Genomic DNA, 11,341 nt, shown 5'->3' with positions numbered 1-11,341 from the left:
TGGGATCGCGGATGTTTGATTCGCCAACGGCGCAACAAACTCATCGTCGTCCCTGCGAAAGCAGGGACCCATAACCACGAATGGTTATTGGTGAACGATGGTGGAACGACGAGTCCCGTTCACAACATTCGCCGCGGCGTATGGGTCCCTGCTTTCGCAGGGACGACAAGGGGAGAGAGCCTTTGCCTCCCACTACCCCACTTCGATCGGCAGCTCCGCATCTTTCGCCCATTCGCCCATCGAGCCGTCATAGAGGGTGAGATTGTTGTAGCCGAGCCGATGCAGCTGGAACAGGTCGATGGTCGCGGAGATGCCGCCGCCGCAATAGGCGACGACGCGCTTGTCTTTGGTGATGCCTTGCGCGGCGAAGGTTGCCTCGGCCTCTTCGCGCGACACGAATGTTTTGCTCTTGGGATCGATCAATGTCGCCGCCGGCACGCTGACGCTGCCGGGGATGCGGCCGGGCCGGCCATAGCGGCTCGGCTCCAGCCCCTTGTAGAATTGCGGGCCGAGCGCGTTGACGATCACGGTGTCGCGCTCGGTGGTGGCGGCGAGCACGTCATGCTTGTCGACGAACATGCCGTCCTTGGGCCGCGCCGGGAACGCGGCCTGTGGATAGCCGCCGGCGAGCCCGGTCTCGATGTCGCGTCCCTCGGCGGTCCATTTGTCGATGCCGCCGTCGAGCACCGCGGCGCCCTCGAAGCCGAGCGAGCGCAGCATCCACCAGAACCGCGTCGCCCACATCGCAGTCCCGATCGAATAGAGCACCACGCGGCTGCCTGCTGAGATGCCGTGCCGGCCGAACGCCGCCTCGAGCTGGGCCGTCGGCGGCATCATGAAGCACAGATTGGTATGGGGGTCGGAGAATTCGGCCTGCAGATCGAGGAAATTGGCGCCCGGGATATGGCCGGCCTCGAACGTCTGGCGGCCCGAGACGACAATATAGGGAACGCCGCTGCCCGCGGGAGCCGGCTCCAGATAGGTCGTGCAGTCGAACAGCCGCAACTCGGGCCGGGTCAGGATCTCGGCGAGTTCCGCCGTGGTGATCAGCTCGCCATAATCGGCCATGTCACGCCCTCCCGGTGTGTGTTTAACGGGATGCTAAGATGCGCCAAGTCACATGAAAAGCGGTCGCTTTGCCCTTTGATTCACCCCAATTCGGTCCAATATAGCTGGGCATGCAGGACGCCGCTGCATGGCTTGCGTTTGGCCCCAATCGGCGCCATAAGCTGTTGAATTCACTCCGAAACCTGACCGTTTGGCCCGCTTTGCGCGTGGTCTATCGCCCCGTTGGTGAATGTCACCAAAACCTGATATTCGAGACGCCATGAACAAGCCCGAGATTTTGCCGCAAGACGACGTCGCAGGTCCTCAAGCCCGGCACCAAACCACGCAGGTCATGGTCGGCAACGTTGCCGTCGGCGGCGGTGCGCCGATCGTCGTGCAGTCGATGACCAACACCGACACCGCCGATATCGATGGCACCATCGCCCAGGTGGCCGCGCTCTCCCGCGCCGGCTCCGAGATGGTGCGCATCACGGTCGACCGCGAGGAAGCCGCAGCCGCGGTGCCCCACATCCGTGACGGCCTGCGCAAGCGCGGCATCACGACGCCCCTGATCGGCGACTTCCACTACATCGGCCACAAGCTGCTGGCCGAGTATCCGGCCTGCGCCGAGGCGCTCGACAAGTACCGCATCAATCCCGGCAATGTCGGCTTCAAGAACAAGCGCGATACCCAGTTCGCCGACATCATCGAGATCGCGAACAAGAACAACAAGCCGGTGCGCATCGGCGCCAATTGGGGCTCGCTCGACCAGGAGCTGCTCACCAAGCTGATGGACGAGAACACCGCATCGCCGAATCCGCGCGACGCCCGCGCGGTGACGCGCGAGGCGATGGTGCAGTCGGCATTGCTGTCGGCGGCCCGCGCCCAGGAACTCGGCATGCCGAAAAACAAGATCATCCTGTCGGCGAAGGTCTCCGCCGTGCAGGATTTGATCGCGGTCTATCAGGAAGTCGTGCGCCGCTCGGATTATGCGATCCATCTCGGCCTGACCGAGGCCGGCATGGGCTCGAAGGGGATCGTGGCGTCGTCGGCTGCGCTCGGCATCCTGTTGCAGCAGGGCATCGGCGACACCATCCGCATCTCGCTGACGCCGGAGCCCGGCGGCGACCGTACGCTGGAAGTGCAGGTTGCGCAGGAATTGCTGCAGACCATGGGCTTCCGCACCTTCGTGCCGCTGGTTGCGGCCTGCCCGGGCTGCGGCCGCACCACCTCGACCACGTTCCAGGAGCTGGCGCGCTCGATCCAGGATTTCATCCGCGACGAGATGCCGGCCTGGAAGACCAAGTATCCGGGCGTCGAGCAGCTCAACGTCGCGGTCATGGGCTGCATCGTCAACGGCCCCGGCGAATCCAAGCACGCCAATATCGGCATCTCGCTGCCCGGCACCGGCGAAGCGCCGGCCGCGCCCGTGTTCGTCGACGGCAAGAAGTTCCGCACCCTGCGTGGTCCCGGCATCGCCGCCGACTTCAAGGCGCTGGTGATCGACTATATCGACCAGCGTTACGGCAGCGGCGCCAAGCTGCCGGAGCAGGCCGGCGCCGCGGAGTAGTTTCTCTCCGCGCGTGACCCACACTCAAATGTGTCCCTGCCAAAGCAGGGACCCAACCCCAGGCGGCGGTTATGGCGCGAGACGTGGGTTGCGAGTGTTCGCAAAACACAACCCCTTCGGTATTATGGCGCAAACGCCACAAGTCGCCGGAACTTGAACGCTCCCCAAAAGTTAATAGTCAGGGTCGGTTTTCGACCCTGGGGAGGTGACACCGGATGCGGGTGGATCATCATGATGGCATAGACGGCGTTGAAATCGCCTTGGTCAGCGCTGTGGTGGTGTCCTTCGCTATGCTTATGGCGAGCGTGGTTTGGCTTATGACCGGCTGACCTCAATACTAGGACGGCCTGATCCTAAATCTCTTCCAACGCCACCTGTTCAAGCTCTAGCGCCGCTACGCAGGCAAGAAAGAACATTGCTGTAAACGTTTTGCAGCGTGGATTGCGCTTCGCTTGATCCCGGCTACGATGGTCAAAACAAGAACCATCGGGAGAACACCCATGAGCTCGCTGTCCGGCAAGCAAGGCCCGCGCTACCGCCACCTCGCCGACCAATCCGAGCCCTATGAGACCATCGGCGTCGAGAAGCTGACGCCGATCATCGGCGCGGAAATCTCCGGCGTCGATATCGGCAAGCTGGTTGGCGACGATGCGCGCTCCAACCGCCAGATGGACGAGATCCATCGCGCGCTCGCCGAAAACCTCGTCATCTTCTTCCGCGACCAGCACATCAGCCCCGACCAGCACCTCGCCTTCGGCCGCAAGTTCGGCGAGCTGCATGTCCACCCCGCCGCCCCCAACGAGGGCGATCCGGCGCTGATGAAGATCTATGCCGACAAGGATTCGCCGCGCGCCAATGGCGAAGGCTGGCACACCGACGTGTCCTGCGATCTCGAGCCGCCGATGGGGTCGATCCTCTATATCAAGCAGTGCCCGCCGCGCGGCGGCGATACCTTGTTCGCCAACATGTACGCGGCCTATGAGGCGCTGTCGGACCGGATGAAGGCCTATCTCGACGGGCTCACCGCGCTGCATGACGGCGAGCAGACCTATCGGGGCCTCTACGCCAACTACGGCGTCGCCGACAAACGGGAATATCCCCGTGCCGAGCATCCGGTGGTCCGTACCCATCCGGTGACAGGGAAGAAATCGCTCTACGTCAATCGCGGCTTCACCCGCTTCATCGTCGGCATCCCGCGCGACGAGAGCGACGCCATGCTGGCCTATCTCTACCAGCACGCCGAGAACCCACTGTTCCAGTGCCGCTTCCGCTGGACCGAGAACGCGATCGCGTTCTGGGACAATCGCTGCGCCCAGCACCGCGCGATGTGGGATTACTGGCCGCACACCCGCTCCGGAACCCGCGTCACGGTGAAGGGCGAACGGCCGGTGTGAGATATTGCGCAGCTGCGCAGGAAGGGTGGAACCAACGGGTCCGGGCTACGCGCGGCCCGATGATAAACGCCGCGGAACCCATCGTCTTAGGGCGCGGCTGAGCGCGATGCGTCAGCCTAGCCCAACGCGGCGCGGTTAACAGGGGTAACCCTTGCGGGTCATAGTATCCGCGAGCCGCTGAGCCCTATGATGCCGCATCAGACTGGGCGTTATCACCATGCGACAGGTGATATTGGGCGCGCGGGGTGTGGGCTTGCGCGTCAAATCGGATCAACTGCCATCTCCTTCGAGGACGATGCGTCCGGCGGCTCCCTCATGGATCGCTGCAACCCTTGTGATGATGTGTCTTGCGGATGCGGGCGCCGGAGCGCGCGCGCAGTCCAATGGCATCGCCGGCGATTCCCCGCAACTTGCGCAAGCGAAGACGAGCCCTGCTGGTGACGCCGGTCCGGCCGGAGCCCAAGCGCAAAGCGTGGACGGGCTCACCCGCGAACTCGCGACAGCACGGCGAGATGTTGAATTGCTGCAGGGCCTGCTGACCAAGGAACGCGAGAATTCGGTTCAGGTCGAGAATGCCTTGCAGAGCGAAACCGAAAAACTGAGAAAATCGCTGAAGGACATCCCGCAAGGCACTGCAGTCCTGCAGAAGTCGCTGCAAGGGGAGCGCGACCACGCCGCGCAGCTCGAACAGGACCTTGCGACGGCGCGCCGTGATGTGGAAACGCTGGCCGCAATGCTGGTCAAGGCAAACGACGAGACCGCGACGCTGAAGCAGGCTTCGCAAGGCGGCAAGGCGGACCTGCAGAAGCCTCTGGAGCAGGAGCGCGAGCGGGCTGCGAAACTGGAGCAGGATCTCGCAGCGGCACGTCGTGACGTCGAGACGCAAACCGCGCTGGCGGTCAAGGCAAGCGATGAAACAGCCCAACTGAAGAAGGCCTCGCAAAGCGGCGCTGCCGATGTGCAGAAGTCGCTGGAGCAGGAGCAGAAGCGAGCTGCGAAACTGGAGCAGGACCTTGCGGCGGCACGTCGTGATGTGGAGACGCAAACCGCGCTGGCGGCCAAGGCAAGCGATGAAGCGGCCCAACTGAAGAAGGCCTCGCAAAGCGGCGCTGCGGACGTGCAGAAGTCGCTGGCGCAGGAGCAGAAGCGCGCTGCGAAATTGGAGCAGGACCTTGCGGCGGCGCGGCGTGACGTCGAGGTGCAAACCGCGCTGGCGGCCAAGGCGAGCGATGAAACGGCCCGGCTGAAGCAGGCTTCGCAAAGCGGCGCAGCGGACGTGCAGAAGTCGCTGGCGCAGGAGCATGAGCGGGCCACGAAACTGGAGCAGGACCTCGCAGCGGCACGGCGTGACGTGGAGACGCAAACCGCGCTGGCGGTCAAGGCGAGCGATGAAACAGCCCAGCTGAAGAAAGCTTCGCAGAGCGGCGCAGCGGACGTGCAGAAGTCGCTGGCGCAGGAGCATGAGCGGGCCACGAAACTGGAGAAGGACCTCGCAGCGGCACGGCGTGACGTGGAGACGCAAACCGCGCTGGCGGCCAAGGCAGGCGATGAAGCGACGCGGCTGAAGAAGGCCTCGCAAAGCGGGGCTGCGGACGTGCAGAAGTCGCTGGAGCAGGAGCAGAAGCGAGCCGCGAAACTGGAGCAGGACCTTCAGGCGGCGCGGCGTGACGTCGAGACGCAAACCGCGCTGGCGGCCAAGGCAGGCGATGAAGCGACCCGGCTGAAGAAGACCTCGCAAAGCGGCGCAGCGGACGTGCAGAAGTCGCTGGAGCAGGAGCACGAGCGGGCTGCGAAACTGGAGCTGGATCTCGCGGCGGCGCGCCGTGACGTGGAGACGCAGTCAGCACTGGCGGCCAAGGCGGGCGACGAGCTTGCCAAGCTGAAGCTGACGACCGAAGCCGGCGCTGTGGAACTGCGCCGATCGATGCAGAAGGAGCACGAGAGGGGCGATGCACTGGCGCGCGATCTCTCGACGGCGCGCAGCAAAGCCTACGCATACGAGGCGCAGGCAGCCCAAGCCAGCGACGAAGCAGCAAAGCGCAAGCAGGCGGAGTCAAGCGAAACCTCCGAGCTGCGACAATCACTCCAGCGAGAGCAGCAGCGGGCCGAAGCGCTGACGCGTGAGCTCGCGACAAAGAAAAGCGAACTCGATGCGCAGGCCAAGCGGGCAGCCGAAGCGAACCTGCAAGCCGCCGGGGTGAAGCAAGCCGCGGAGCAGGCCGCGGCCGAGCAGCGCAGCCTGTTGCAGCGGGAGCGTGGCAAGGCCGAGCAATTGGAGCGGGATCTTGCTTCGGCGCGCCGCGATATCGCTGCGTTCGCCGCGAAAGTCCCGCCTGTCGCGTCTCAGGTCGCCACCACCGGCAATGCCGGCCGCTCCGCGCAGGAGGCGCCGGCGAGCGCTCCGCCGCCGGCCGTGAACCGGGCTGTAGCGACGCCAATCGCGGGCAATGTCCAGACCGCCACTGACGACGGTGCGCAGGAGGCGAGACTGCTGGCGCGGGCGCGCTTGCTGCTGGAACGCGGAGACATCGGGGGTGCGCGGGTCGTGCTGGAAAGCGTCGCCGAGACGGGCAGCGCCCAGGCAAGCTTCGCGCTCGCGGAAACCTATGATCCGCTGACCCTCTCGAACTGGGGGACCTATGGAACGCGCGGCGATGCGGCCAAGGCGCGCGATCTCTACGCCAAGGCCGAGGCCGGTGGAATCAAGGAGGCAAAGGCGCGGTTCGAGGCGCTGCGTTGATCAAACGATCTAGCAGCAAGGACGAACGCGCCGGCGCGATGTCGTGCAAAGGAGCTGCTCGATGAAAAGGTTGATCGGATTTCGCCCGCTGCTGCTTGCGGGCCTGATGTCGCTGCTCCCGGCGCTGCAGCCGCCCCCGGCGGATGCCCGGCCGCAACATGACCGGCCACACAAGGCGCGCGTGATCCGGGCCGCGCCGACCCAGCCAAGGCCTGAAGCTCTGGCGATGAACGCCTGGACCGTTGGCCTCGCCGGCGGCCTGCTCGAGGGCGCGCCGATCCGCCTCGCCGCGGAGATGGCCCGCGTGGTCGACGACGGCGACAATCTGCATGTCCTGCCGGTGGTGACGCGAGGGCCCGTCGAGAACCTGAACTCGCTGCTGTATTTGCGCGGCATCGATGCTGCGATCATCAATTCCGACGCGCTCGAGGAATACAAGAGCCAGGTGCCGGACATCCAGCGGCGGATTACCTATGTCCTGAACCTGTTTCCGTCCGAGCTGCATATCTTCGTTCGTCCGGAGATCAAGAGTCTGAGCGACCTCGCCGGCAAGAAGGTGAACTTCAACAGCCAGGGTACGGCCGCAGCCTATTCAGGTCCGCTGATCTTCAGTCGCCTCGGTATCGATATCGAGAAGACGTTCATTCCGCACCAGGTCGCGCTCGAGCAGATGCGGAAGGGCGACATGGCGGCTGTCGTGTTCATCACCTCGAAGCCGGTCGATGCATTTGTGAAGGGCCGATTTGAAGCGGGCTTCAAGTTCCTGCCGATCCCGTATGACAGCAAGTTCGAGGACTATTATCTGCCGGCGGCGCTCGATGCGGCCGATTACCCAAATCTGATCAAGCAGGGCGATCATGTCGCCACGATCGCCGTACCGACCGCCCTCGTCGCCTTCAATTGGCCGGCCAACTCGAACCGCTTCGAGCGCGTTGCGCGTTTCGTCGATCATCTGTTCTCGCGGATCGACAAGCTGCAGGGAGCTGGCTTCGATCCGAAATGGAAATCGATCAACCTCGGAGCGACCGTGCCCGGCCTCGCGCGCTTTCCTGCCGCGCAGGCGTGGCTCGATCGGCAGTCGTCGACCGCACGGGCATCGCAATGACAAGACTTTCCGCCCCGCTTGTTGTGGCAATCGCCGTCATCAACGGCGTTGCCCTGGCGCAAGGGGTGGAAGATCCCATGACAGATCCCATGGCACAGCTGCGCGCCTGTTCGCAGCTCGAACGTGAAGCGCGGCTGCAGTGCCTCGACAAGCTGTCGCATGCGGCCGTGCCGGCTCGCCGCGAAGCCTCGAAAGCGAATCGTTGGACGATCAGCGAGACGATGTCGCCGGTCGATTATTCACCGATCGCCACTGCGACGACGTCCGATTCGGTCGATGCGTCCGTGAAGCTGTCGATCCGCTGTCGCGGCGGGCGGACCGAATTGTCGTTCGCGGGACCCGCTATCTCGGGCCGCGGCGACGGCTATGTGATTTCCTATCGCATCAATGACGGTGCGCCGGTGCAGGTCGCGGCAATCGTGCCGGCGGCGGGGTCCGGCGTCGCCGTCGCTGGCGATGTCGTTCGTCTGCTGCAATCGCTTCCCGATAACGCGGTGCTTGCCGTCCACCTCTCACGCGGTGCAGGGACTGCCCTTGATGCAACATTCTCGCTCGCGGGGCTGGACGCGATGCGCGCGAGGATGGCCGCGGTCTGCAAATGGCCGCTCGCCGTCGCAAGGCCCAGCAATTGAGAAAGTGTGTTTGCCGATTTTTCGAGATGGAGATGCTTCATGTGCAATTTTGAATCTGTTGTGAAATTCATTGCGACGGCCGCCGTCGCTGTGCTGGCGTCCACGCCATTTGCGGCGGCCCAGCAAGGCGGAAAATACTGGGTGCCGGCCGCGCAGTCCGCGACTTACGCGGTGAGCGACGCTCGGAAGCCTGAAACGCCGCGGGCCACCGCCGAAACGCGCAAGCGCTCCGCCTTTGCCCGCATGCACAATCCGGCGGAGCCGAAAGGGAAGGAGCATCATCTGATCCTGCAGGTGAACTCCAATGATGCTGCCGCGATGAATCTCACGCTCAACAACGCAACCAACGTGGCCGAGTATTACAAGGGGCTCGGCGAAAAGGTGAAGATCGAGGTGGTCACGTTCGGCCCGGGCCTGCACATGCTCCGCGACGATACGTCGCCGGTGAAGGCGCGCATCGAGGAAATGGCGCTCAGTACACCCGAGGTGTCGTTCAAGGCCTGCGGCAATACCCAGGAGAAGATGCAGAAGGCCGAGAACAAGTCCATCCCGATCATCAAGCAGGCGGAAGTCGTGAAGTCCGGCGTCGTGCGCGTGATGGAATTGCAGGAGAAGGGATGGGCCTACGTGAAGCCGTGAGCCGGAGGCCCAGCCAGCCCTGAACTCCCTTTTTGAGCAGGCGCGGCCCGCTGCGCAGAACGCGGGCGTAAATCCACGGGCGCGCGGGGCAGGGCTGCCGGTCGCGCAGCCAATCGCATTGACGTTCCGCATCCGCTACGCCAAGCTCCGGGAAAATCAAAAACAACCCGGGGAAACGCCATGCTCCGCGCCGAAGACAACAAGTTCCTCACCGAAGCCGGATCGGGAACGGGAATGGGCGAATTGCTGCGCCGGTTCTGGATTCCGGTGCTGCTGTCGGAAGAACTGCCGGAGCCGGACAGCGACCCGAAGAAGATCGTTGTGATGGGCGAGGAGCTGCTCGCCTTTCGCGACTCGAGGGGCGTGGTCGGCGTCATCGATCAATACTGCCCGCATCGCGGTGCCAATCTCTGGCTCGGCCGCAACGAGGAATGCGGCATCCGCTGCGTCTATCACGGCTGGAAGTTCGACACCGACGGCCGCTGCGTCGACATGCCGACCTCCTATCCGGACCTCAACGCAAAGGACCTGATCCGCATCAAGTCCTATCCGGTGCGCGAATGGGGCGAGATGATCTGGGCCTATATGGGCCCGGCCGATCAGATGCCGGAATTGCCCGCGCTGGAGATGGCTCTGCTGCCGGCCTCGCACCGCTTCGTCACCAAGAAGTGGCAGGACTGCAACTGGGTGCAGGCGGTGGAAGGCTCGATCGACACCGCGCATTTCACCTTCGCGCATCTCTCCTTCGAGAAGGAGGAGAACGAGATCCTCGACATCAAGAAGCATTTCGTCAACCCGCTGACGCGGGTCGCGACCGACCACATGCGCTGGATCGCCGAGGATCCGCGGCCGGTGATCAAGATCAATCCGCACGAGGCGGGGCTGACGGTGGCCGGCGGCCGGCTCACCGGCAGCGACAACATCTATTGGCGCATCGCCCAGTTCCTGATGCCGTTCCACAGCTACGCGCCGAGCTCGATGCCGGGCGAGAACATGTTCGGCCAGACCTTCGTGCCGGTCACCGACACCAATTGCTGGATCTACACCTATGCGTGGAATCCGCACCGGCCGCTGACCGACGCCGAGCGCGACGGTTACGCCAACGGGAACGGCGTGATGGCCGTGGTGGACGAGAACTACGTGCCGCTGCGCAACAAGGCGAACGATTATCTGATCGATCGCAAGCTGCAGCGGACCAAGAGCTTTACCGGCATCAAGGGCGTCTCCGAGCAGGACGCTGCGGTGCAGGACAGCCAGGGCCCGATCGCCGATCGGACCCGTGAGCATCTCGGCCCGACCGATCTCGGCATCATGCATTTCCGCAAGCTCATGATGGAGGCGGCCCGCGCGCTGCAAAAGGGCGAGGCGCCGCCGCATGTCGCGCACCAGGATCGCTACACTGTGCGCTCCGGCGCCTGCGTCACCAGCAAGACCAAGGATCTCACCGCCGTGATGATCGAGCGGTTCGGCGATCCCGCCGGCTTCGTCGGCGGTCCCGGGCAGAATGCGGCTGCGGAGTAGATGCGGCTGTCGTCCCTGCGAAAGCAGGGACCCACAACCACAGGGGTGCGTTGTTGAAACGCGGTGTGGCTCCAGCTTCGCAAACCAATTGGTACTTGTGGTTATGGGTCCCGGGTCGCGCTTCGCTTGCCCGGGACGACAGCGGGGCTACAACGGTATCTTTCGATACTCCCTGTTGGACAGGCTCGCCTCCTCCAGATCGAGGTCGCGCTCGATGCGGCGCCTGGTCTCGTCGGTGATCTTGCCGTCGCGCAGCAGCATGTGGATGAACTTGCGCTCGGAGGAGATCAGCTCCCGCGTCAGCTCGGTGCCGGTGGCGGAGACATCGTGCTTGTCGGGGTCGAGCACGTCGGGCAGCTGGTTGATCCGGATCTCGTGCCGCGAGCGCAACAGCTTGACCACCTCGTCGGACAGCTCGCGGTCGTCGGTGATGGCGTCGAGCGACTTCAGCGCGGCGTTCAGCGCCTCGCGCCGCGCGGTGATTTCCTGCTCGTGCTCGGCGATGTGCTCGCTGCGTCCGTCCCTGGCGAGGCCGAGCCAGCGCACCACCGGCGGCAGTCCGAGGCCGAGCCCGACCAGCGTCACGAAGATCACGCCGAAGGCAACGAACAGGATCAGGTCGCGATACGGGAAGCCTTCGCCGCTCGGCAGCGTCAGCGGCAGCGCCAGCGCCGCGGCCAGCGAGACCGCGCC

The 11,341-nt window shown here is 64.4% G+C and carries 8 protein-coding genes and 1 pseudogene; 7 read left to right on the top strand and 2 right to left on the bottom strand.

Annotated elements, in window-relative coordinates; all coding sequences use genetic code 11:
- Positions 1 to 192: 192 nt before the first annotated feature.
- On the bottom strand, positions 193 to 1,068 hold the full coding sequence (locus tag AC628_RS36630; protein ID WP_074131533.1) for a sulfurtransferase: 876 nt from the start codon (positions 1,066 to 1,068) through the stop codon (positions 193 to 195).
- Positions 1,069 to 1,327: 259 nt separating this feature from the next.
- On the opposite strand from AC628_RS36630, the gene ispG reads away from it, so the two are divergent.
- The 7 genes from ispG to AC628_RS36595 all read left to right on the top strand — a co-directional run bounded on the left by ispG (position 1,328) and on the right by AC628_RS36595 (position 10,648).
- A complete protein-coding gene (gene ispG, locus AC628_RS36625; RefSeq protein ID WP_074131532.1) occupies positions 1,328 to 2,617 on the top strand; it encodes a flavodoxin-dependent (E)-4-hydroxy-3-methylbut-2-enyl-diphosphate synthase in 1,290 nt (429 codons plus the stop codon).
- A 500-nt stretch (positions 2,618 to 3,117) separates the two neighbouring features.
- A complete protein-coding gene (locus tag AC628_RS36620; protein ID WP_028343560.1) occupies positions 3,118 to 4,011 on the top strand; it encodes a TauD/TfdA dioxygenase family protein in 894 nt (297 codons plus the stop codon).
- Positions 4,012 to 4,483: 472 nt separating this feature from the next.
- The gene (locus AC628_RS36615; RefSeq protein ID WP_143202004.1) at positions 4,484 to 6,751 is read left to right on the top strand and encodes a hypothetical protein; all 2,268 of its coding nucleotides are present in this window, start codon (positions 4,484 to 4,486) and stop codon (positions 6,749 to 6,751) included.
- 61 nt (positions 6,752 to 6,812) lie between these two features.
- Entirely contained in the window at positions 6,813 to 7,856 is a 1,044-nt protein-coding gene (locus AC628_RS36610; RefSeq protein ID WP_143202003.1) for a TAXI family TRAP transporter solute-binding subunit, read from the top strand.
- Positions 7,751 to 8,488 carry a hypothetical protein gene (locus tag AC628_RS36605; protein WP_245321513.1) on the top strand — a complete coding sequence of 246 codons (738 nt, stop codon included), beginning with the start codon at positions 7,751 to 7,753 and terminating at the stop codon, positions 8,486 to 8,488. Before AC628_RS36610 ends, AC628_RS36605 begins: the two co-directional genes overlap by 106 nt.
- Positions 8,489 to 8,527: 39 nt before the next feature.
- Positions 8,528 to 9,127: a DsrE family protein gene (locus AC628_RS36600; RefSeq protein ID WP_074131529.1), complete on the top strand. Its 600-nt coding sequence runs from the start codon at positions 8,528 to 8,530 to the stop codon at positions 9,125 to 9,127.
- Positions 9,128 to 9,307: 180 nt separating this feature from the next.
- Positions 9,308 to 10,648: a Rieske 2Fe-2S domain-containing protein gene (locus AC628_RS36595; protein WP_074131528.1), complete on the top strand. Its 1,341-nt coding sequence runs from the start codon at positions 9,308 to 9,310 to the stop codon at positions 10,646 to 10,648.
- 147 nt (positions 10,649 to 10,795) lie between these two features.
- Here the strand turns inward: AC628_RS36595 and AC628_RS36590 are convergent.
- Positions 10,796 to 11,341: pseudogene (locus AC628_RS36590) on the bottom strand (Na+/H+ antiporter); the annotation flags it as partial.

The sequence above is a fragment of the Bradyrhizobium sp. NAS96.2 genome (assembly GCF_001908235.1).
Classification (GTDB): domain Bacteria; phylum Pseudomonadota; class Alphaproteobacteria; order Rhizobiales; family Xanthobacteraceae; genus Bradyrhizobium.
The sequence above is the reverse complement of the archived record's forward strand: the minus strand, read 5'-3'. Positions and strand labels throughout refer to the sequence as shown.

Excerpts from the sequence above, each read along its gene's own strand:
- AC628_RS36630 (WP_074131533.1), bottom strand. The coding sequence starts at position 1,068 with ATGGCCGATTATGGCGAGCTGATCACCACGGCGGAACTCGCCGAGATC.
- ispG (WP_074131532.1), top strand. The coding sequence starts at position 1,328 with ATGAACAAGCCCGAGATTTTGCCGCAAGACGACGTCGCAGGTCCTCAA.
- AC628_RS36620 (WP_028343560.1), top strand. The coding sequence starts at position 3,118 with ATGAGCTCGCTGTCCGGCAAGCAAGGCCCGCGCTACCGCCACCTCGCC.
- AC628_RS36610 (WP_143202003.1), top strand. The coding sequence starts at position 6,813 with ATGAAAAGGTTGATCGGATTTCGCCCGCTGCTGCTTGCGGGCCTGATG.
- AC628_RS36605 (WP_245321513.1), top strand. The coding sequence starts at position 7,751 with ATGGAAATCGATCAACCTCGGAGCGACCGTGCCCGGCCTCGCGCGCTT.
- AC628_RS36600 (WP_074131529.1), top strand. The coding sequence starts at position 8,528 with ATGTGCAATTTTGAATCTGTTGTGAAATTCATTGCGACGGCCGCCGTC.
- AC628_RS36595 (WP_074131528.1), top strand. The coding sequence starts at position 9,308 with ATGCTCCGCGCCGAAGACAACAAGTTCCTCACCGAAGCCGGATCGGGA.